This window comes from Agrobacterium sp. O3.4 (genome assembly GCF_041414895.1).
In the GTDB taxonomy this organism is placed as follows: domain Bacteria; phylum Pseudomonadota; class Alphaproteobacteria; order Rhizobiales; family Rhizobiaceae; genus Agrobacterium; species Agrobacterium cucumeris.
In genome coordinates this window covers 2,476,625-2,496,715 of record NZ_JALPZP010000001.1, presented here as the reverse complement: position 1 = coordinate 2,496,715, position 20,091 = coordinate 2,476,625, and the positions used below count along the sequence as shown (strand labels likewise).

Sequence of the window (20,091 nt, the reverse complement as noted above, 5' to 3'; positions counted from 1 at the left end):
ATCGGGATGAGGAGTACAGGTGCCGATCTTCAGGAGAAATCACTGCACGAGCGCATCCGCAACGATGTCGAGCGCCATATCATGTCGGGCGAATGGCCGCCGGGATACCGTATTCCTTTCGAACACGAGATGACCCGGCAATATGCCTGCTCGCGCATGACGGTGAACAAGGCGTTGGGCGAATTGGTACAGCGCGGCCTGATTGAAAGACGCCGGCGGCTCGGCACCTTCGTTCGCCAGCCCCATGCGCAATCGGCCGTGCTGGAAATCCATGATATCGAGCGGGAGGTTCAGGCGCTCGGCCTCGTTTACGGATACCGTCTCGACAAGCGGCGTCTGCGCCCCGCGGGTGAAAAAGACAGTGCGGCAATGGCGCTTGCCGCCGACGCGCGGGTGCTGGAGCTCACCTGCACGCATTTTGCCGGCGGCGTTCCCTTTTGCCTTGAAGAACGCATTATAAATGTCACTGCCGTCCCGGAAGCGGAAGTTGCGGATTTTTCGCAGACCGGTCCGGGCACCTGGCTGTTGAAGATGGTGCCCTGGAGTGCAGCCGAACATCGCATCAGCGCCGTCTCCGCCGATCGCAAGAATGCGGCGGCGCTGGGCATCGCATCCGGTGCGGCCTGTCTGGTCATAGATCGCCGCACCTGGCACGGGACGGACTATGTCACGAGCGTTCGTGTGACCTATCCCGGCGACCGGCACGCCCTCGTGGCGCAATTTTCGCCTTCGCAAAACACCTGAAGCCACTCGGACAGTCACTTTTTTGTAAAGAAGAGTTTACGCGTCGTCTTTTAATAATATAATAGTTGTCAAAAGAACTCAGGTTTATTATCGGAACGTCAAGCTTTCACGACGGCATCCGTTCATGACCCCGGCTTTCAGAAACCGGCCAATCTGCGGATGAGTTCATCGACGGAATCCGGGATAAAAATTATGTCAGCTGAGACCTCCACTTCTTCCGCATCCTTCAACAGGGCAAACAAAACACGGCACGTTTCCCTTGCTGCGGCAGTTACCCTGCTGGCCGGGCTGAGTGCCGGCGCGGTTTTGGCTCAGACAGCATCCGAGCCCCAGGCCCAACCTGCACCTCAGGCGGAAACGGTTCAGCCTGCCCAGCCGCCGGTGGAAACGCCCGCAACGCCAAGCGCTCCGGCGCTCCAGCCTGTCACCCCGCCTTCCGCAACCACACCGGAACAGCCGGCTGCCACACCCGCCCAGCCGCCATCGAACCAGCCTGCACCCGCTCAGTCCACATCTGAAGGTGCTGCGCCGCAGCCGACGCAGACCGAGCAGCCGCCTCAGGCGAACGGAACACTTGCGCCGAACGAAGTCTCTACTCCGGTAGAGCCCGCCAATCCCGAGCCCACCAGCGCCCAGCCTACTAGCGCCGAACCCACAAGTGCCGAACATCGTGCTGATATCCCGCATAACCTGTCGCCATGGGGCATGTTCATGGCTGCGGACTGGGTCGTGAAGGGCGTGATGATCGGCCTTGCTTTCGCGTCGCTCGTCACCTGGACGGTCTGGGTGGCGAAGTCTATCGAGCTCGCGGGTGCGCGGGTGCGTGCCGGTGCAACACTCAAGGTCATTCGCCGGGCGAAAACCCTGACTGAAGCGACTGATGCCGTCGAAAACAAGGGCGGACCGGCGGCACTCATGCTGCGCATGGCAACCCATGAAATGCAGCTTTCCGATGCGGTGGTCGAACACACGGACGGCGGTGGCATCAAGGAGCGTGTCTCCTCGGCGCTGTCGCGTATTGAGACCCATGCGGGTCGCCGCATGTCGCGCGGAACCGGTGCTCTCGCGACTATCGGTTCCACCGCTCCCTTCGTCGGCCTGTTCGGCACGGTCTGGGGCATCATGAATTCCTTCATCAGCATTTCGGAATCGCAGACCACCAACCTTGCCGTCGTGGCGCCGGGTATTGCCGAGGCGCTGCTCGCCACCGCGATCGGCCTCGTTGCCGCTATTCCGGCGGTGGTGATCTACAACGTCTTTGCCCGCTCCATCACCGGTTACCGTCATCTGCTGGCGGATGCCGCCGCCGGCGTGGAGCGTCTCGTGAGCCGCGATCTCGATTTCCGCCGCATTCCGCCGGGCAGCACCAGCAAGCCCGCAGTGTCGCTGGTTGGACGGTGATCGGTCATGGCTGGCGGTATTCGCGAAAATAGCGGAGACGATCTCTCCGAAAACCACGAGATCAACGTCACGCCCTTCATCGACGTGATGCTGGTTCTGCTCATCATCTTCATGGTGGCTGCGCCGTTGGCCACGGTGGATGTGAATGTCGATCTCCCCGCATCCACCGCCAAGCCGGCGGAGCGTCCGGAAGAACCGCTTTATCTGACGGTCAAGGACGATCTCTCGCTTAACCTCGGCAATGATGTCGTTGCCCGGGAAGCACTGGCGGCGTCGATTGACAGGCAGACGGGCGGCAAGAAGGATACGCGCATTTTCCTGCGCGCCGACAAGGCCGTCGACTACGGTCACTTCATGGAAATCATGAACCTGCTCAGGGATGCCGGTTACCTGAAGATCGCCCTGGTGGGTCTGGAAAATGTCGGTGCGGCATCGCCGCCCGCCAATGCCGCCCAACCCGCCGCGCCGACGGCGCCGGGAACGGCGCCATGACTGAAAACGGCTACCCGCAGTCCCGACATTCCCGTCTGGGGGAAGTGACGCTGTGGTCCGCCGCGGCGCTGCTCATGCTGAGCGTTCATGCCGGTTTTGCCTATTATCTGATGCAGGAACCGGAAGAACTCGATGCTGGCGGGCCACCGCCAGCCGCGATCATGATTGAGATGGCGGCGATACCGGAAGCCGTCAACACTGAAGAAACGACACCGGCGCAGGATGTCGAGGACGCCGAAGAGGTAAAGAGCGACAACAGCCAGCCGATGGAGGAACCTCCACCGGAAGAGCCGCCGCCACCGGAACCGGTTGCGGAAACGCCGCCGCCGGAGCCTGTGCAGCCGCCGGAACCGCCGGTTGAGGAGATTGTCGAGCCACAGGAAATTCCTGAGCCGGTAGAGCAGATCGACCCCGTGCAGGAACAGATGATGGCGGAACTCGAAAATATCGAGGTTCCCTTGCCTGTCATTCGGCCGCCACCGCCGCCCGTTGAAAAGAAGGTCGAGAAGAAAGAACCGGAAGAAAAGAAGAAGGTCGAGCGCCAGCGCCCCAAACCGCAGCAGGCATCGGAATTGCGCGAAACGGCCAAGGCCGAGGCACAGCAGTCCGACAGGACAGCGGCATCGCGCAACAATGCCGGTTTCTTCTCATCGTCGTCTGCCTCACCGGCAAAGTGGGGATCGAAGGTTCGTTCCCATATCCAGCGGCGCAAGCCACGTTCGCTTCGCAGTGATGCAATGACGGCAACGGTGCGGTTCAGGGTCAATGACGCAGGCGCGATCAGTGGGGTCAGCGTGGTCCAGTCCACCGGCGATTCCTCAATCGACCAGCAGATTGCGGCCTGGATCCAGAGCGCGTCACCCGTGCCTGCTCCGCCTCCGGAAGCAAGCAAGACGATCACGCTGCCGATCAGCATCCGCTAGAACCCGTTTAAATTAACGGGCATGTCCACTATTCCTCACGCGCACATCCGTTTGCGCGTGAATAAGATTTCGCGAATGTTTTCGATGGTGTAGGTCTTTGTCGACTTTACCAAGCAGAGGCATTCCGGAATGAAATTCTCAATCGCAGAGGCGGAGGATCTCGTCTCCTCTATCTTTGAGCGCAACGGCGTTCTGCCGCAGAACGCCCGCTCAGTGGCGAAGGCGCTCGTCGCATCCGAAGCGGCAGGCCAGAGCGGTCACGGTTTTCGCCGTATCCCCGTTTATGTCCGCCAGGCGCGGGTGGGAAAAGTCGATGGCAAGGCGCGGCCGGTGGCGACGCGCGTGAAGCCGGGTGTGCTGTCGATCGACGCCAACCACGGTTATGCCTATCCGGCGATTGATTGCGCGCTGGAGCAGTTGCCTGAAATGGCCCGGCAGCAGGGCATTGCGCTTGCCGCCATCCATCGCTCCCATCACGCCGGCGTCATGGCATTAACTGTCGAACGTTTTGCCGAGATGGGTCTTGTCGCGCTGATGTTCGCCAATGCGCCGGCATCCATGGCCCCGTGGGGTGGCAACAAACCCCTTTATGGCACCAATCCAATCGCATTCGCGACCCCGGTTGGCGACGTTGATCCTCTGGTGATCGATCTGGCGCTTTCCAAGGTAGCACGCGGAAAGATCATGGCGGCCCGTCAGAAGGGCGAAACTATTCCGGGGGACTGGGCGCTCGACAGAAACGGCCGGCCAACCACCGATCCTGAAGAAGCCATCGAGGGAACCATGGTGCCCGCCGGCGAGGCGAAAGGTGCCGCACTGGCGCTGATGGTGGAAATCATGGCCGCCGCGCTGACCGGAGGAAATTTCGCGTTCGAAGCCTCTTCCCTTCTGGATGACAAGGGCGCGCCACCGTCACTCGGCCACACGATTATCGTCATCGATCCCGTGTCCTCGGGTGGTGCAGTCTTTACTGAACGACTGGCGCTCATCGCCGGTGAGATAGAAAAGCAGGAGAATGTGCGTTTGCCCGGCCGCCGTAGCCAGGGCGTTCGCCGGCAGGCGCTGGAAAGCGGCATCGTCGTCGAAAGCGATATCCTTGCTGAAATCCAGTCGCTTTAAACAGTTGTAAAATGAAAACCCGGCGGACCTGATGATCCGCCGGGCAAACCGTTTATGGCCGCTTTGCATTTGCGTCGATATGGACCGGAAATCATTTCCGGCCCGCTTTTGGTCCGCCATCCCGCCATCAAAATGAGGGGATTTTGACGCAGAAAGCCGCTCATCCGGTTTGGGCTTACGGGAAGGGGACGCGTCCACATAAGCCGCTGGAGCGAAAAAGCCTCAGATATCCTGCTCGATCAGGCCACGCAGCAGGGCAATGCTGACGGCATTCAGCAGATTGGTGGCACCCAGCTGGTTACGCACCACTTCCAGCGTGTCCTTCACCTCTGCCTCGGTCGCACCCGTCACAAGGGCGATGTGGGAGGGGTGTTTACCCCGCGCCACCAGTCCCAGATAGTGCCGTTCCCGGTCCGACAGGGCGATCTCGCGCGTCTGGCGATGTTCATGCGGCGTTTTTAAAGACATGTTCTTTCTGCCTCAAAAGAGATTGACCTGCCCGGCGGTGCGATCAGGTAATAATTTCATTCCCCGAGGCCCGCCCGCGAACGTTCTGTCTGCACGCGAACGGAAACGTCAATTTCGCCAATAGGTTTCATCTGGCACCAGGAATATCCAACAGTGGCCGCTTTCGCAGCTAGCCGGCCCCGCATTGACGTTGTTCCTAGGCACAGGGAGTGCTGCCACACCGACATTCGCAAAACCAGAATCGGTTCTGGATCAGAACAATGTGCAGATTCAAAGCTTTGGAATGTTTTCCGTCAAACCCTAAGGGCCACGCGGCGCTCTAATAAGCGATATACTGCACCGATAGAATAACATCTCGCGCCAAGTTTTACGTTTTTATTGTTATGTTTCGGCACAGGAGCCGGAAAAATCCGACATAATTCTGAATTTTAATGTGTATTTTCGAAATATTGATGCTGCAAATCTGTCTTATCCGGCGGAATGATGCGCATGTTTCTTGCGAATATCCGTCGGCGTTGCCCCAAACCAGCGGGAAACGGAGCGCGAAAACGCACCGGGCGTTGAATAGCCCAGTCGATAGCTTATGTCGGACACCGAAAGGTCGCTTTCCACCAGAAGCTTGAAGCCGGCATTTTTGCGTATGGCGTCTTTTATCTCGTTGAGATTGGTGCCAAGTTCGGCAAGCCGCCGCTGAAAACTCCGTTCGGAAAGATTGAAGTAGGGGGCGATTTCGCCAAGCGAAAGCTCCGCATCCGACAGCCGCATCTGCATATACCGTTTTACCTGATCGATGAAATGTGTTGCATCCGCCGATGTTTCCGGTCGCAGCATCCGGCATTGCAGGTTCATCAGTTCGAACAGCCGCTCATCTGCGTTCGGATTGGCCACGTCGAGGAGCGAGACAGGAATACGCATCGTGTGGATCGCCTGGGAGAAGCTGATCCGTTTGGTCATTCTTTCTTTAAATAGCTGAATATTATTCGGTTTCTGTCGCTCCAGACCTATTTCGACCTGATTGATCCGCTCGCCCAGAATATCGCGAAGGCGCTGGATCAGCACTGTCAGGGAAAGATCCACATATTGATCACGCTTGGCAATAACAGGCGCGAAGGACCAGGAAAGCGTTACATGCGTGGTATCCGCAACCATGGTGAAATTGCTGTTGTTGGTCGCGTAATAAACGTGATCCTGAAGAAACCGCAGGAAAGCCCGCACCGTCGGCGCGCTGATCAAACCGTAACCAAATGCACCGGATGCGCCGGCCGGAAATGCGGAGGCGCATTGCAGACCGAAGGCGTCGTCACCGGAAATCAAGGCGCAGGTTTCGAGCAATCGGCATAATCTGTCGAGACTTATGCGCTCCGTCAGACTGTCGAAAGTGGCGGGATCAATATTGAGAGCCTTGCAAATGGGGACGATATCAATCCCCCGCGACCGCGCATAATTGCTAACGCCGGCGGCCAGACCAGCCACCACAGTTATCTCGTCACTGACCCTCTTTTCGGGCATCCCTCGCCTTGGCGTACCATGTTTGGAATTTGTCGCCTGATGGTAAGCTTTGCGTGACCTTTTGTCGAGCGGTCAGGGCCTCAGATATCAAGATCAGTCGCGGCCGGCGCTTTGTTCCAATACCTGCATGATGGTCTTGCCCGCATCTTCGATCGCGCCGCTATTATCCACCGTCGTCACGTCAAAATCTCCGACGACCGCAAGCGAGCTGCGTTCCAGCCGCCGTAGAATATCCTCGCGGCTTTCCCGCCCGCGCTGTTCCAGCCGCCGCGCCAGCACTTCCGGCCGGGCGACGATGTTCACCACCCTCAGGCGGGAAAAGGCGGAGCTGAATTCAGGCAAGGCCGAGCGGGAACCGTTGGCGATCACCACGTCCCCCGCCTCAAGCTGGCGGTAGACCGCAGCCGGAATACCATATTTCAGCCCATGCGCCTGCCAGGAGACGGCGAATGCGCCCTCATCCTGCAGCCGGTTGAACTCCTGCATCGAAACGGCATCGTGATTTTCGCCACCCGCATCACCACTGCGGGTAATCACCCGGCGGGTGAAGTGGAAGCCGGGCCGTCCGGACAATTGCGTTGCCGCATAGTCCATTAGCGTATCCTTGCCGGCCCCGCTCGGGCCGACAACCACAATCATCGTGCCGGGCGTTTTCTCGCGCCGGCTGACTTCTCCGTTGCCGGTCATGCCACGCGCTTGCCCTGACGCCAGACCGAGCGGGTGACCGGTACGCCATCTTCGCGGTGAACCCGAACCAGATCGGCCCGCAATCCCGTGGCGATACGGCCGCGGTCAAGAAGACCAACGGTGCGAGCCGGTGTGGCGGTGACCATACGGAGCGCTTCAGGCAGGGTGATGGCTTCCACCTGATCGGCGAGCAGGAACGGTGCGAAAAGCAGGCTGAACGGCACATAGTCGGAAGAAAGAACATCCAGCACACCGATCTCGGCGAGATCGCGGGCGGCGATGTTGCCGGAATGGGACTTGCCGCGAACGATATTCGGAGCGCCCATCAAGACACTCATGCCAGCGCTATGCGAGGCTTTTGCAGCCTCGACGCTGGTGGGAAATTCCGCCAGTTTAACGCCGTGGCCGATGGCTTCGCCCACATGCGCTTCGGTGGCGTCGTCATGGCTTGCGACGGTGATGCCGCGCTTGGCGCAGGTGGCGGCCAGATAATCCCGGTGCTTGGCGGAATATTCGGCCGATGCGGCCTGCCGCCGGCGGACGAACTCGCCAAAAGCCTCGTCGCTCAGCCCGCGCTTCTTCTGGTAATAGAAGATGTACTGGTCCATCGACTGGAACTGGCGCTGGCCCGGGGAGTGGTCCATCAGCGAAATCAGCCGCACACGCGGATCGGTTTCGAAATCTTCGAAATGTTCCAGCACATCGGCGGAGGCGACCTCACAGCGCAGATGCAGCAGGTGATCTGCGCGCAGGCGGTTCTGATCCGCTGCCGCTTCGATGGCATCAGCCATTTCCCGCATTTCGCCCTTTTTGAAGCCGCCATCCTCATCCGAGCCGAGCCGCAGGCAATCGAACACGGTGGTGATGCCTGATGACGCAACCTGTGCATCATGGGCCTGAATGGCGGCGATCTTGTCCCAGATCACGCCGGGGCGCGGTGAATAGTGCTGTTCCAGATGGTCGGTATGCAGTTCCACCAGACCCGGGATCAGGAAGTCGCCTTCGAGGTCTTCTCCGGTTTTGGAGGCGCCTTCGGTGATATCCGCAATCTTGCCGTCGCGGATCAGAACGGATCCCAGAATGATATCGTCTTCCAAAACGATACGGGCATTGGAGAGGGCGTGCTCGGTCATGGGTTCGCATCTTTCTTTGGCTGCTGGCCAAGCGGGTGCCAGCGATGAACGGTAAAGGGCGCGCCGCGCGTTTCTTCGATGAACAAAGCGAGGCCGGAAATGGTGAGAGGCTGGTCGACGAATTCGGCAAACCGCGCCGAAAGCACCTCCTGCATGGCGGGCTGGTCGTCTTCGTCGATACGACCGGTCAGCGTCATGTGAAAACGGAAGTCGTCCATGACATGCGGATAACCCCAGAGCGACAGATTTTGCCGCTGGCTTTCCGTCAGCATCTGTGGCCGCCGGCGGGCAATATCGGTCTCCGACAGAGGCGCGCGAAACCGGTCAAAATGGTCGACGATCTCGGCGGCAAAATCCTGCAGCGGCTGGTAGGTCCGGTCCGGAACCAGCGCGAAAAACGGCCCGAGCGCGCCAACGACGACACGCGGAATATCGAAGGCCGGCTGGCTTGCGGCAAAACCTTCGACAGCGGCAAGAAGCTCGGCCTCGCTGTATTTTTCGGCAAGCTCGAAGGGAGCCTTCAGGGTCGCGTGGAAACCGTAACGGCGGGGTTCTTCCGTCATGTCCGCATAGGCGTCATGGTCATCATGCAGCGTACCGGAAAATGCATTGCGCCCAAGCCAGCGCGACGCTGCTTCAGTCAGCGGATGATCTTTAGCCGGAGAAAAATAGATGGCGTAGCGCACGGCAAGCACTCTTCAGTGTCATGGAAAACCAGGGATGAGAAGCTATTTGGCGTGACTCGCCCGCTTCCCGCAAGGTCAGGAGTGCGAGGTAATCGCTTTCCGTGACAGAATGATGATGCAGATGGAAAAAAGCACATTCGAAATGCGGTTAAGCCCCGGAATGCCCCTTGGGGGGCGCCCGGACATCAGGACGAATGCGTCAGGGATAAAAATCCGTCTTTGGACCCGTGGTTTTAGCAGGGCGGGATAGGGAAGCTGCTACGGCCTTCGCATACATCCCGCCCTTATCTTTCATGGCCTAGTGCTGCGTTTTTCCAATCAGACGCGAACGCAGCGAATTGGAGATATGGTCGAACAGGAAAACAACGAAGAGGATAAGCAGGACCATATAGGCAACCTTGTCCCAGTCGGCGTTGGTGCCCATCGCTTCCAGCAGCTTCAGGCCGATACCGCCCGCACCCACAGCACCGATGATCGTGGCGGAGCGAGTATTGCTTTCCCAGAAATAGAGCGACTGGGAAATGAAGACCGGCAGCACCTGCGGAAGCACGCCGAAACGATTGACGGCAATCGCGGAAGCACCGACCGATTTGACGCCCTCGCGCTGCTTGTCATCGACATTCTCCAGCGCCTCGGCATAGACCTTGCCGAGCGCTCCGGTATCGGTGAAGAAGATCGCGGCAATGCCGGGGATCGGTCCGGGACCGAAACTGCGGGTGAAGAACAGCGCCCAGATCAGCATGTCGATCGAACGCAGGAAGTCAAACAGACGCTTCATGCCCCAGTTGGCAGCCCTGTTGGCGGTGATGTTGCGGGCGGCGATGAAGGCGAGCGGCAGGGCAACGAGCGTGCCGAACAACGTGCCGACAAAGGCCATGACCAGCGTCTGCATCAGCTTGGAAAGAATATCGGCATGCTGCCAGACGCTGTTGTCGAGGAAATCATCCACCATATGGCTGAGATTGGAGCGCTCGGGATCGAGCCTTTCTCCCCACAGCGCCAGAGCCGCGAGTTCGCCATAGCCTTTGCCCCAGAATTCCGACCTGGTGTCAAACAGGAAGTTTGCCCATCCAAGGAAGCGGCGCTGTACATAGACTTGGCTGGTGCGGATTTCCGCCTGGCCGGCAAAACCGTAATGCACGAGAACCTTGTTGCCGTCCTGCTGGATTTCTTCCGGCAGTCCCTCAGGCGCCCGCGCCTGCTCACCGTTGATGATGACGGGGTAGTTCTTGCCGTCGACATAAACGTCCACCCGGGTCGGCGTCACGTCGAGGCGGTTTTCCATGCCAGCATAGATCACGCTGTAGCCGCCATCGGGCAAGGGCTGCAACCAGTCGATCTTTGAGTCGACGGGATATTGCCCGCGGCTCGACCATTGCGGCGCCACCTTGCCATCTTCGAAGCGCAGGCGCGGCTGGGCACGCCAGGAATACCAGTCCTGAATATAGCTCGAGGCACGATCCCAGCGGCCCTGCATGAAAGCCGGCCCGACATTAAAGAAGAAAAAGCAGCTGATGAGATAGATGACGGTGGCGAGAATACCGATCAGCAGACCGTAACGCTTCATGAAGCCGCGTTTGAAAATCGCGGGATGCGCGGCGGTCAGCCTTTCGCGCTCGGCAGTGTTGAGAATGAAGCTGGAGGACATCAGGCTGCTCCCCGTCCGAATTCGAAGGATTGATGGCCGATCAGTCTGCGGCGCAGCCAGCTGGAAAACTGGTCGACGGCGATGATGGTGATCAGCAGCAGGATGATGATGGCATAGGTCTTGGAAGCATGATCGTTGCCGATCGACAGCCGGAACACCTCGCCGATGCCGCCGCCACCGACAGCACCGATGATGGTGGAGGCGCGCACGTTGATTTCGGCGCGTAGCAGCGCGTAGGACACGAAGTTGGGCAGAACCTGCGGCACGATGGCGAAGCGAACGCGTTCCAGCCAGTTTGCGCCGGACGCGCGAAGGCCTTCATCCGGCTTCATGTCGGCATTTTCCACCACTTCGAAGAACAGCTTGCCCAGAGCGCCGATCGTGTGGACTGAAATCGCGATGATCGCGGCAATCGGGCCGATCGAGAGAATGGCGGTCAGCAAGCCGGCAACGACGATTTCCGGAAAGGCGCGCAAAACTTCCATTACCCGGCGCACGACCCAGCGCACAATCCCGGCACCGACGAGATTGGTGGAGGCAAAGAAGCAGAGCACGAAGGCAAAGCTGGTGCCGATGATTGTCGAAACCAGCGCGATGTTGAGCGTGATGATCAGCTGATAGATGAAATGCGGGATGTAGAAGCTGTCGGTGATGTAAACACGATCCGCGACGTAATTATATTTCAGCGAACCGTCCGCATAGGGTGACGGCAGGTCGAACATCGCCCGGAAAATTTCAAGCGGGCTGTCCGGCACGAAGGTTTTCATGAAGTCGAAGAAATAGGGCAGGCGCTCGAAGAATTTGCCTGAATTGGCCGCGTTGGCAAAATTCAGTGAAGCGGCGAGGATGACGAGGAAGATCACAAGCGAAATAACGGTATAAATCCGTCTTGTCGCAAGCTGCTGTTGATAATGACGCATCACCGTCTGGGACGATGCGCTCAATCCCTTGGGGGAGAGGGTGCCATGATGCAGTGTGGTCGTCATGCCGCTTTTCCTTTATTGGCAAAAGCGGCGGCGCCGCAAGGCACCGCCGCTTCCGGGTATGATCGCAGGATCAGCCGCCGATAACGGACTTACGGGCGTCGATGATCGTCTGGTAGAAGGACGGGTCGACCTTGATGTAGGCGGTGTTCTTGCCCTGGGTGAAACCCTGGAAGCAGGCGAGGTCCTTCTTCGGCAGTTCCATGAAGAAGTCTTCGACCTTCTGCTTCATGGCGTCGCCGAGCTTGTTGGTAACCATCAGCGGGCCGTTCGGGATCAGCGGCGACTTCCAGACTTCGACGATATCGTCCATGTCGAGGTTGCCCTTCTTGACCATCTGGTAGAGGTTGCCGGCCGTGTAGCCTTCTTCCCACTTGCCAACGCCCGAACCGAAGGTCGTGCCAACGTCGAACTTCTTGTCGAGAACGGCGAGAACGAGGTTCTCATGGCCGCCACCGAAGCCGGTCTCGGAGAAGTATTCCTTCACCGGAACGCCGGTTTCCTTCGGGATAGCCACGTTCGGGACGAGGAAGCCGGAGGTGGAGTCAGGGTCGGCAAAACCGATCTTCTTGCCCTTGGCGTCAGCCAGCGTCTTGATACCGCTGTCCTTGCGGGCAACCATGATCGTGTAATAGCCGGTCGAACCATCGGCGCCAGCGGTGGTCAGGATCGGATCGACGGCCTTCGGATCGGCAAGAGCGATCTTGGCGTAGGAGGAAGCGCCCATGGAAGCGATGTCGATGGTGCCGCCGAGCAGGCCCTGGATGACGCCGTTATAGTCCGGCGACGGGAAAACCTGAACTTCGGAAACGCCGGTCGCAGCCTTGAGGCCGTCGGCAACGCACTTCGTGTTGCGGATCTGGTCGGCTTCGTTTTCAGAACCGTCGAGACCGATACGCAGGACCTTGACGTCCTGAGCCATGGCGGAACCGGCCAGAACGCCAAGGGCGACTGCCGAAAGAAGGATTTTCTTCAACATGGACTTTCTCCTGTTTCCCGGCGAGCCGGAGTTTGTTGTGAAATATCGGCCCTTGACGCGGGCACAAACGATGCTGAGCGGTTCCTCAGAGCCCGGCGAGAGCGAGCGGTTCGGGACCGGCAGATTGCTGTATCGGCCGTGCGGGAAGCTGCGCGCCGGGAATGTTGATGCTGGTCGACGTCATGGTCTCGTCGATGCCGGACCCTTGTGAATCGGTCCCGTAAATCTCCGTGACGGCCGCGGCGGTCAGCTCCGCCGGCGTTCCGTCGAAGACAACACGGCCCTGCGACATGCCGATGATGCGTTCGCAATAATTGCGCGCCGTATCCAGCGTGTGCAGGTTGGTGATGACGGTGATGCCTTCGCGCTCGTTGATGTCGCGCAGCGCGTCCATCACGATCTTGGCATTGAGCGGGTCGAGCGATGCGATCGGCTCATCGGCCAGAACCATCTTCGGAGACTGCATCAGGGCGCGGGCGATGGCGACGCGCTGCTGCTGGCCGCCGGAAAGCGTGCCGGCAGCCTGCATGGCCACATGTTCGATGCCGAGCCGCTCAAGGGCGGCGATTGCCATCAGGCGCTCATCATTGGTGAAAATGTTGAACAGGCTGAGCGCCGTCGAACGGTGGTTGAGACGGCCAAGCATGACATTGGTGAGCACATCGAGACGCGGCACCAGATTGAACTGCTGGAAAATCATGGCGCAGTCGCGCTGCCAGTTGCGCAGCGCCGCACCCTTCAGCGACGAAACTTCCATGTCGTTGAAGTGAATGGAACCCGAGGAGGGATCGACGAGGCGATTGATCATGCGCAGCAGCGTCGATTTGCCGGCGCCGGAGCGTCCGATCACGCCGACCATCTGACCCTGCGGTATCTCGACATTTACGGCATCGACCGCGGTGTGGTTGCCGAAACGGCGCGTGACTTGCTTCAGGTGAAAGCTCATTTCCCCGTCCAATCTTCTTATGACGGGGTTCGACCTAACAGCGGTCCATGAATTGCGCGTGTCAGTTTAATGAAGAAAATATTACAGAATTCGCAGATACGACGCCGAGGGGTTCGCCGACAAACCTTTCGTCAGGCAAGTCATGAGCAGGAAATCCCGACGGGCATGTCTGGAGGCGACAAACAGAAATCCCGGGACATGGTCCCGGGACTGCAATTGCTTCGCCCTGAGCGGAATTCATCCGCCATATTTCGCCACGAAATCCTCGGCGGCGAGCGCGCGGAAATCATCGAGCGCACCGCGTAGCCTTGCATGGTCCCAATCCCACCAATTCAGATTATCCATTCGCCGGCCGAGCTCCGCTGAAAAACGCTCGCGGATCAGCCGGGCGGGCACGCCGCCGACGATGGTATAGGGTGCGACATCTTTCGATACCACTGCGCCAGCGCCGATCACCGCACCGTTCCCCACCGTCACGCCGGGCAGGAGGGTCGCACCATGGCCGATCCAGACATCGTGGCCGATCACCACCCGCTTGGCGCGGCGTGCGGCAAAGAAATCCGTTTCATCCTCGGCGTCGTCCCAGTAGCTGCGGGCGCGGTAGGTGAAATGGTGCAATGTCGCCCGCTGCATCGGGTGATTGGTGGCATTGATGCGGACGGAAGCGGCGATATTGACGAATTTGCCGATGGTGGCGCACCAGATCGCGCCATCCTGCATGACGTAGGAGTAGTCGCCCATCTCAACCTCCTCGAGGCGGCAGCGCTCCGAAATTTCGGTATAGCGGCCGATCGAGGAATTGGTGACGCGGGCGGTGTCGTGAATGACGGGTTCGAGACCGACCTTGACACTCATGCCGCTGCCTTCCGGGGAGAGAATTGCGAGACGTCGAGAATGCGGTCGGCAACGGCTTCGCGCACTTCCTCGTCGTGGAAAATGCCCAGCAGCGCCGTGCCTTTGGCTTTTTTCTCGATGATCATGTCGACGACCACCCGCCGGTTGGCGGCATCCAGCGATGCGGTCGGCTCATCGAGAAGCAGGATCGCATGATCGGTGATGAAGCCGCGCGCTATGTTGACGCGCTGCTGCTCGCCGCCCGAAAAGGTCGCCGGCGGCAGGGACCACAGTTCGCGCGGCAGGTTGAGTTTCGACAACAGCATAGCAGCCTGCTCACGCGCCTCCTCGGCGGCCACTTTGCGCGCGAAGAGCGGTTCGGCAACGACGTCGATTGCCGGAACACGCGGCACGGTGCGCAGGAACTGACTGACATAACCGATGGTGCGATGGCGAATTTCGAGGATCGTACGCGGCGAGGCATTGCCGATATCAACGACCTGATCCTCATGACGGATGAGGATCTGCCCGCTGTCGATGGCGTAGTTGCCATAGAGCATTTTCAGGATCGAGCTTTTGCCGATACCCGAGGGGCCGCCGAGAACGACGCATTCGCGGCCCGAAACGGAGAAATTGACATCGCGGACAACGGGCAGCTCGATGCCGTCGCGAAGATGCATGGTGAAGCTTTTGAAGACTTCCGAAACGATAAGGGGCGTCGCCATGGCGTCAAACCTGCAAAATGGAGGAAACAAGCAATTGCGTGTAGGGCTCGCGCGGATCATCCAGCACCCGGTCGGTGAGACCATGCTCGATGACGTCGCCGCCCTTCATCACCATCATGCGATGAGACAGCAGTCGTGCCACGGCCAGATCATGGGTGACGACGACGACGGCAAGGCCGAGATCATTGACGAGACCGCGAACCAGATCGAGCAGGCGCGCCTGCACGGAGACATCGAGGCCGCCCGTCGGTTCGTCCATGAAGACGAGGCGCGGCGAGGTGACGAGATTGCGGGCAATCTGCAGGCGCTGGCGCATGCCGCCGGAGAAGGCGCGCGGCTGGTCGTCGATGCGGTCGGTGCCGATTTCCACCCGCTCCAGCCATTCGCTGGCCAATTGCCTTATATTGCCGTAATGCCGGTTGCCCACGGCCATCAGCCGCTCACCGACATTGGCGCCGGCCGAAACCGCCATCCGCAGCCCGTCCGCCGGGTTCTGGTGCACGAAACCCCAGTCGGTGCGCATCAGGAAACGTCGTTCAGCCTCACCCATGTGGTAGAGGTCACGAACCGAACCGTCGCGCATGCGATATTCCACGCTGCCCGCCGTTGGCATCAGCCGGGTGGAAATGCAGTTGAGAAGCGTGGTCTTGCCGGAACCGGATTCACCCACGATCGCCAGCACCTCGCCCGGATAAAGCTCGAAGGAGACATTGCGGCAACCGGCGCGGTCGCCGTAATATTTGGAAACGTCCCGGACTTTCAAAAGCGGTGCGTCGCTCATTCTGCGGCCTCCTTCACATCCGCCAGCATATGGCCCTTGTGGCCATGGGCGCGGCGGTCTTCGCAATGGTCGGTATCGGAGCAGACGAACATCCGCCCGCCCTTATCATCAAGCACCACCTCGTCCAGATAGACATTCTCCGCACCACACAGTGCGCAGGGCTTGTCGAAGCGCTGGATTTCAAACGGATGGTCTTCGAAATCGAGGCTGACGACGTCGGTATAGGGCGGTACGGCGTAAATGCGCTTTTCGCGCCCGGCGCCGAACAGTTGCAGGGCGTCTGACATATTCATTTTCGGATTGTCGAATTTCGGCGTCGGCGAGGGGTCCATCACATAACGTCCGGCAACCTTCACCGGATAGGCATAGGTGGTGGAAATGCGGCCGTTGCGGGCGATGTCCTCGTAGAGCTTGACGTGCATCAGGCCGTATTCCTCCAGCGCGTGCATGACGCGGGTTTCGGTCTCGCGTGGCTCGAGGAAGCGCAAGGGTTCGGGAATGGGAACCTGATAGACCAGAACCTGTCCGGAATGCAGTTCTTCTTCCGGAATGCGGTGCCGCGTCTGGATGATGGTTGCATCCCTGGTGCGGGTGGTGACGGCGACATTCGCCACTTTCTGGAAAAAGGCACGAATGGATACCGCGTTGGTGGTGTCGTCGGCACCCTGGTCGATCACCTTCAGCACATCGTCGGGGCCGACGATGGAAGCGGTGAGCTGCACGCCGCCGGTGCCCCAGCCATAGGGCATGGGCATTTCACGGGAGGCGAAGGGGACCTGATAACCGGGAATGGCGATGGCCTTCAGGATCGCGCGGCGGATCATCCGCTTGGTCTGTTCGTCCAGATAGGCGAAGTTGTAGGCAGCCAGCCCGTCGTCAAATGAAACTTCTTCAAGCATTGCGCGTTAACCTTGCGAAAAAAGGAGTACAAGCTCATGGAGATTGGAATTCTTGCAGCCGTGTTCTTTGCTGTGTTTGCAGCATCGACCGTCTTTTGCGCTTACTGGTTTGGTGAGCAGCACAGCCGCTGAGCTATTCGGCCGCATCGCCCATCCATTCCGCGCCATCAGCATTGATCGCCTCGAAATCGGCGCGCATTTTCCTGACCAGACCGAGTTCGGCCTGGAAATCCACGTAATGCGGCAGCTTCAGATGTTCGACAAAACCTGTCGCCTGCACATTGTCGGCGTGTGAGATGACGAATTCCTCATCCTGCGCCGGGGCAACGACATCTTCGCCGAATTCACCGGCCCGCAGTGCCCTGTCGACCAGCGACATGGCCATTGCCTTGCGTTCGCTCTGGCCGAACACGAGCCCGTAACCGCGGGTGAACTGTGGCGGCGCCTTGGCCGAACCCTTGAACTGGTTGACCATCTGGCATTCGGTAACCTGGATGTCGCCAAGCGAGACGGCAAAGCCGAGTTCGGGAACCTCCAGTTCCACTTCCACATCTCCGATGCGGATTTCCCCGACGAAAGGATGCGTGCGGCCGTAACCGCGCTGCGTCGAATAGGCGAGTGCAAGAAGGAAGCCCTCGTCGCCGCGCGCCAGCGATTGCAGGCGCAGGTCGCGTGACATCGGAAACTCCATCGGCTCGCGCGTCAGATCGCCGGCAATATGATCGTCAGGCATATCGCCATCGCTTTCGATCAGCCCTTCTTCGGCGAGAATATCGGAAACCCGCATGACATAATCCGGTTCGCCTTCACGAATCGCAGCGGTTTCGACAGCCTCGTCTTCGAGCAGCGAGGGGTCGAGCAGGCGATGGGTATAATCGAAGGTCGGTCCCAGCAATTGCCCGCCCGGCAAGTCCTTGTAGGTTGCCGAAACGCGTCGCTGCACCGTCATGTCAGCGGTATTGACCGGCAGAGAATAGCCGAAGCGCGGCAACGTGGTGCGGTAGGCGCGCAGCAGGAAGATGGCCTCGATCATGTCGCCGCGCGCCTGCTTGACGGCAAGGGCTGCAAGCGACTGATCATAAAGTGAGGCTTCCGCCATGACACGGTCGACGGCGAGTGAAAGCTGCGAAACGATCTGCGCGACCGTCATCGCCGGCAGGTTGCGGTCGCCGCGCCGCTTGTCTGCCAGAAGCCGGTGAGCGTTGGCGATGGCGGTTTCCCCGCCTTTGACAGCAACATACATCTTATGCCTCCACGGATTTAATGCGCGTCGTGCGCGGCAGGCAGACGAATTTGTCGGCGCAGGTCAAAATGACATCGACGCCGCGCGGGAAAATGGCGTTGTTCTCCGCCCAGAGCCGCGGGAATATCTCCGGCAGGCCGGAAGGGCTGATGATATTGATGTGGCGGATGCCTGGGCCGGACAGGGACAACTCCTGTCCGCCATCAAGGTCGGGCAATTCGATGATGACCGTCGTCGAACGGTCGGGATATTCCTGGCTTCCCTGAGCGAAGAGGCCGAAGGAGGCAATGGTGCTGCCCGCCTCAATGACGGCGAACTGCGCAGCACCCTTTTCTTCCGTCGCAATCGCGCCGGTGTGAAACCCAACCCAACCCGGCACGGCGGTTTTCCGCAACGTGCTGCTTAGCCAGAGGGGCGTGTCGTGGTCGCAAAGCGCCAGCAGAACCGCACCCGTCGCCGTGGCAAGCGGTGCCGGCGGGGCGACTGCGGTTTCGATCGTCTGCGGTGTGCCCGGACGGGCCATGCCGTCCATCAGCTTTTTAAAAACCCGTTGGGAATCGAAGACGGCGTCGGAAAAGCCGCCCGTCAATGCTTCGGCTTTGACACCCATTAGTCTTCTCCTCGAACCATGGTGAAGAAATCGACCCGCGTGGCGGCGGTCTCTTTCGTTTTCCGCTGCTTTTCTTCGGTCAGTCTTTTTTCGACCGGTGAGAGAAGCTCGGTTTCAATGAAGTTACGCGTCGGATTTTCCTGCCAGAGCGCGTCGAAAACGGCTGCGTACCAGGCTTTCTTGCGGCCGGTGCCGAGAACATGCGCATGGCCGACAGTGCCGGAAGCAAGCTTGATCGTCGCGCGGGTAACGGTGGTTTCACCCAGGTTGAAAGGCGCGCCGCCGCCGCCGATACGGCCCTTGACCATGACGAGGCCGGTTTCCGGCCCGCGCACGTTTTCCGTCTGCGGGCTGGCGTCCTGCCGGTTCCAGACCGCCTCAAGTTCCTGAACGGTAGCGCGGGCAAGAAGTGCCGCCACCCGCTTCCTTTCGCTAAGTACATTCGCAGCTTCGTTATTCATCGCTTGACCTCTAATGTCTATTGATATAGACAACTATACAATATAAGCTACAATTAACGTCGATGAATGACAAGCGTGTGACATGAGCCCTGCAGCAGCAATGAAAAGAAAGAACGGCGTCGCACTCTGGCGGCAGATCGCCGACCGAATCCGAGGTGAGATTGCGGCTGGTGATCACGATGAAACCGGCATGTTGCCGCCTGAGATGACACTGGCGGAAAAATTCGGCGTCAACCGCCATACCGTCAGAAGCGCCATTGCCGCATTGGCGAGCGAAGGTATTCTTGAGCCGATGCAGGGGCGCGGCACGATGATTGCCCGCAAGGAACGGCTGAGTTTTCCGATTTCACTGCGCACACGGTTCACGGCAGGCATCGGCGATCAGGTGAAGGAAATGGAGGCGCTGCTTCTTTCCCACACGACCGAGCCTGCAACTGCCGATCTGGCAGCGCGGCTGCAACTTCAGACCGGCGCTCCGCTCGTGCGTCTGGAGACCCTGCGCAAGGCCGACACCCGGCCGGTGTCCCGTTCGACCACATGGTTTCCGGCGGATCGTTTTGCCGGAATAGGCGAGGCCTATCAGAAAAGCGGCTCGATCACGGCCGCTTTCAAGGCGCTCGGTGTGGCGGACTACGTGCGCATCTCGACCGTTATTTCAGCCAGCCACGCCGATACGCGGGATCTGGCCGATCTCGAATTGTCGCCGGGTGCCATCCTGCTCGTCACGCAGGCGCTGAATGCCGATATGGATGGCGTGCCGGTGCAATATGCCGTCAGCCGATTTTCGGCCGATACCGTCGAATTCACGGTCGAAAATTAG

General features: G+C 59.5%; 22 protein-coding genes. 6 read left to right on the top strand and 16 right to left on the bottom strand.

What is annotated here, in order from left to right; all coding sequences use genetic code 11:
- Nucleotides 1–6: 6 nt before the first annotated feature.
- The 5 genes from hutC to M0412_RS12175 all read left to right on the top strand — a co-directional run bounded on the left by hutC (nt 7) and on the right by M0412_RS12175 (nt 4,679).
- On the top strand, nt 7–744 hold the full coding sequence (gene hutC / locus M0412_RS12195; protein WP_142840785.1) for a histidine utilization repressor: 738 nt from the start codon (nt 7–9) through the stop codon (nt 742–744).
- Between the two features lie 192 nt (nt 745–936).
- A complete protein-coding gene (gene exbB / locus M0412_RS12190) occupies nt 937–2,145 on the top strand; it encodes a tonB-system energizer ExbB (RefSeq protein ID WP_142840786.1) in 1,209 nt (402 codons plus the stop codon).
- 6 nt (nt 2,146–2,151) lie between these two features.
- Nucleotides 2,152–2,637, top strand: coding sequence for a TonB system transport protein ExbD (gene exbD, locus M0412_RS12185; RefSeq protein ID WP_046799164.1), 486 nt, complete (start codon nt 2,152–2,154; stop codon nt 2,635–2,637).
- Nucleotides 2,634–3,560 (top strand): TonB family protein, encoded by a 927-nt coding sequence (locus M0412_RS12180; RefSeq protein ID WP_142840787.1) that lies wholly within the window; start codon nt 2,634–2,636, stop codon nt 3,558–3,560. Before exbD ends, M0412_RS12180 begins: the two co-directional genes overlap by 4 nt.
- Before the next feature lie 129 nt (nt 3,561–3,689).
- Nucleotides 3,690–4,679 (top strand): Ldh family oxidoreductase, encoded by a 990-nt coding sequence (locus M0412_RS12175; protein ID WP_142840788.1) that lies wholly within the window; start codon nt 3,690–3,692, stop codon nt 4,677–4,679.
- Between the two features lie 222 nt (nt 4,680–4,901).
- Here the strand turns inward: M0412_RS12175 and M0412_RS12170 are convergent, their stop codons facing one another.
- The 16 genes from M0412_RS12170 to phnG form a co-directional block, all read right to left on the bottom strand.
- Nucleotides 4,902–5,147, bottom strand: a complete 246-nt coding sequence (locus M0412_RS12170) for a transcriptional regulator (RefSeq protein ID WP_269700447.1) — start codon at nt 5,145–5,147, stop codon at nt 4,902–4,904.
- Nucleotides 5,148–5,615: 468 nt separating this feature from the next.
- The gene (locus tag M0412_RS12165) at nt 5,616–6,656 is read right to left on the bottom strand and encodes an AraC family transcriptional regulator (RefSeq protein ID WP_269700445.1); all 1,041 of its coding nucleotides are present in this window, start codon (nt 6,654–6,656) and stop codon (nt 5,616–5,618) included.
- Nucleotides 6,657–6,749: 93 nt separating this feature from the next.
- A complete protein-coding gene (phnN, locus tag M0412_RS12160; RefSeq protein WP_269700443.1) occupies nt 6,750–7,343 on the bottom strand; it encodes a phosphonate metabolism protein/1,5-bisphosphokinase (PRPP-forming) PhnN in 594 nt (197 codons plus the stop codon).
- A complete protein-coding gene (locus tag M0412_RS12155) occupies nt 7,340–8,476 on the bottom strand; it encodes an alpha-D-ribose 1-methylphosphonate 5-triphosphate diphosphatase (RefSeq protein WP_269700441.1) in 1,137 nt (378 codons plus the stop codon). The genes phnN and M0412_RS12155 overlap by 4 nt, the downstream gene beginning before the upstream one ends.
- Nucleotides 8,473–9,171 carry a DUF1045 domain-containing protein gene (locus M0412_RS12150; RefSeq protein ID WP_269700439.1) on the bottom strand — a complete coding sequence of 233 codons (699 nt, stop codon included), beginning with the start codon at nt 9,169–9,171 and terminating at the stop codon, nt 8,473–8,475. Before M0412_RS12150 ends, M0412_RS12155 begins: the two co-directional genes overlap by 4 nt.
- Nucleotides 9,172–9,460: 289 nt before the next feature.
- The gene (gene phnE / locus M0412_RS12145) at nt 9,461–10,810 is read right to left on the bottom strand and encodes a phosphonate ABC transporter, permease protein PhnE (protein WP_269700437.1); all 1,350 of its coding nucleotides are present in this window, start codon (nt 10,808–10,810) and stop codon (nt 9,461–9,463) included.
- Complete coding sequence (gene phnE, locus M0412_RS12140; protein WP_142840794.1) at nt 10,810–11,796, bottom strand: phosphonate ABC transporter, permease protein PhnE; 987 nt, start codon at nt 11,794–11,796, stop codon at nt 10,810–10,812. The genes phnE (M0412_RS12145) and phnE (M0412_RS12140) overlap by 1 nt, the downstream gene beginning before the upstream one ends.
- A 70-nt stretch (nt 11,797–11,866) precedes the next feature.
- On the bottom strand, nt 11,867–12,772 hold the full coding sequence (gene phnD, locus M0412_RS12135) for a phosphonate ABC transporter substrate-binding protein (RefSeq protein WP_142840795.1): 906 nt from the start codon (nt 12,770–12,772) through the stop codon (nt 11,867–11,869).
- Between the two features lie 85 nt (nt 12,773–12,857).
- Nucleotides 12,858–13,718: a phosphonate ABC transporter ATP-binding protein gene (phnC, locus tag M0412_RS12130; protein ID WP_142840796.1), complete on the bottom strand. Its 861-nt coding sequence runs from the start codon at nt 13,716–13,718 to the stop codon at nt 12,858–12,860.
- Nucleotides 13,719–13,955: 237 nt separating this feature from the next.
- Complete coding sequence (locus tag M0412_RS12125) at nt 13,956–14,573, bottom strand: DapH/DapD/GlmU-related protein (protein WP_142840797.1); 618 nt, start codon at nt 14,571–14,573, stop codon at nt 13,956–13,958.
- Nucleotides 14,570–15,277 carry a phosphonate C-P lyase system protein PhnL gene (gene phnL / locus M0412_RS12120; protein WP_269700432.1) on the bottom strand — a complete coding sequence of 236 codons (708 nt, stop codon included), beginning with the start codon at nt 15,275–15,277 and terminating at the stop codon, nt 14,570–14,572. The genes M0412_RS12125 and phnL overlap by 4 nt, the downstream gene beginning before the upstream one ends.
- 4 nt (nt 15,278–15,281) lie before the next feature.
- On the bottom strand, nt 15,282–16,058 hold the full coding sequence (gene phnK, locus M0412_RS12115) for a phosphonate C-P lyase system protein PhnK (protein ID WP_269700431.1): 777 nt from the start codon (nt 16,056–16,058) through the stop codon (nt 15,282–15,284).
- Nucleotides 16,055–16,957: an alpha-D-ribose 1-methylphosphonate 5-phosphate C-P-lyase PhnJ gene (locus M0412_RS12110; RefSeq protein WP_065114568.1), complete on the bottom strand. Its 903-nt coding sequence runs from the start codon at nt 16,955–16,957 to the stop codon at nt 16,055–16,057. The genes phnK and M0412_RS12110 overlap by 4 nt, the downstream gene beginning before the upstream one ends.
- Before the next feature lie 133 nt (nt 16,958–17,090).
- Entirely contained in the window at nt 17,091–18,200 is a 1,110-nt protein-coding gene (locus M0412_RS12105; RefSeq protein WP_269700427.1) for a carbon-phosphorus lyase complex subunit PhnI, read from the bottom strand.
- Between the two features lies 1 nt (nt 18,201).
- Nucleotides 18,202–18,810: a phosphonate C-P lyase system protein PhnH gene (gene phnH / locus M0412_RS12100; protein ID WP_269700425.1), complete on the bottom strand. Its 609-nt coding sequence runs from the start codon at nt 18,808–18,810 to the stop codon at nt 18,202–18,204.
- Nucleotides 18,810–19,271: a phosphonate C-P lyase system protein PhnG gene (gene phnG / locus M0412_RS12095; protein WP_269700423.1), complete on the bottom strand. Its 462-nt coding sequence runs from the start codon at nt 19,269–19,271 to the stop codon at nt 18,810–18,812. The genes phnH and phnG overlap by 1 nt, the downstream gene beginning before the upstream one ends.
- A gap of 82 nt (nt 19,272–19,353) precedes the next feature.
- Between phnG and phnF the strand changes: the two genes are divergently transcribed.
- Nucleotides 19,354–20,091, top strand: a complete 738-nt coding sequence (gene phnF, locus M0412_RS12090) for a phosphonate metabolism transcriptional regulator PhnF (RefSeq protein ID WP_269700421.1) — start codon at nt 19,354–19,356, stop codon at nt 20,089–20,091.

Coding starts and splice junctions, on each gene's coding strand:
- hutC (WP_142840785.1), top strand. CDS start 7: ATGAGGAGTACAGGTGCCGATCTTCAGGAGAAATCACTGCACGAGCGC.
- M0412_RS12180 (WP_142840787.1), top strand. CDS start 2,634: ATGACTGAAAACGGCTACCCGCAGTCCCGACATTCCCGTCTGGGGGAA.
- phnK (WP_269700431.1), bottom strand. CDS start 16,058: ATGAGCGACGCACCGCTTTTGAAAGTCCGGGACGTTTCCAAATATTAC.
- M0412_RS12110 (WP_065114568.1), bottom strand. CDS start 16,957: ATGCTTGAAGAAGTTTCATTTGACGACGGGCTGGCTGCCTACAACTTC.
- M0412_RS12165 (WP_269700445.1), bottom strand. CDS start 6,656: ATGCCCGAAAAGAGGGTCAGTGACGAGATAACTGTGGTGGCTGGTCTG.
- phnE (WP_269700437.1), bottom strand. CDS start 10,810: ATGTCCTCCAGCTTCATTCTCAACACTGCCGAGCGCGAAAGGCTGACC.
- phnC (WP_142840796.1), bottom strand. CDS start 13,718: ATGAGCTTTCACCTGAAGCAAGTCACGCGCCGTTTCGGCAACCACACC.
- phnG (WP_269700423.1), bottom strand. CDS start 19,271: ATGAATAACGAAGCTGCGAATGTACTTAGCGAAAGGAAGCGGGTGGCG.
- phnL (WP_269700432.1), bottom strand. CDS start 15,277: ATGGCGACGCCCCTTATCGTTTCGGAAGTCTTCAAAAGCTTCACCATG.
- exbB (WP_142840786.1), top strand. CDS start 937: ATGTCAGCTGAGACCTCCACTTCTTCCGCATCCTTCAACAGGGCAAAC.
- phnH (WP_269700425.1), bottom strand. CDS start 18,810: ATGGGTGTCAAAGCCGAAGCATTGACGGGCGGCTTTTCCGACGCCGTC.
- M0412_RS12170 (WP_269700447.1), bottom strand. CDS start 5,147: ATGTCTTTAAAAACGCCGCATGAACATCGCCAGACGCGCGAGATCGCC.
- M0412_RS12175 (WP_142840788.1), top strand. CDS start 3,690: ATGAAATTCTCAATCGCAGAGGCGGAGGATCTCGTCTCCTCTATCTTT.
- exbD (WP_046799164.1), top strand. CDS start 2,152: ATGGCTGGCGGTATTCGCGAAAATAGCGGAGACGATCTCTCCGAAAAC.
- phnD (WP_142840795.1), bottom strand. CDS start 12,772: ATGTTGAAGAAAATCCTTCTTTCGGCAGTCGCCCTTGGCGTTCTGGCC.
- phnE (WP_142840794.1), bottom strand. CDS start 11,796: ATGACGACCACACTGCATCATGGCACCCTCTCCCCCAAGGGATTGAGC.
- M0412_RS12105 (WP_269700427.1), bottom strand. CDS start 18,200: ATGTATGTTGCTGTCAAAGGCGGGGAAACCGCCATCGCCAACGCTCAC.
- M0412_RS12125 (WP_142840797.1), bottom strand. CDS start 14,573: ATGAGTGTCAAGGTCGGTCTCGAACCCGTCATTCACGACACCGCCCGC.
- M0412_RS12155 (WP_269700441.1), bottom strand. CDS start 8,476: ATGACCGAGCACGCCCTCTCCAATGCCCGTATCGTTTTGGAAGACGAT.
- phnN (WP_269700443.1), bottom strand. CDS start 7,343: ATGACCGGCAACGGAGAAGTCAGCCGGCGCGAGAAAACGCCCGGCACG.
- phnF (WP_269700421.1), top strand. CDS start 19,354: ATGAGCCCTGCAGCAGCAATGAAAAGAAAGAACGGCGTCGCACTCTGG.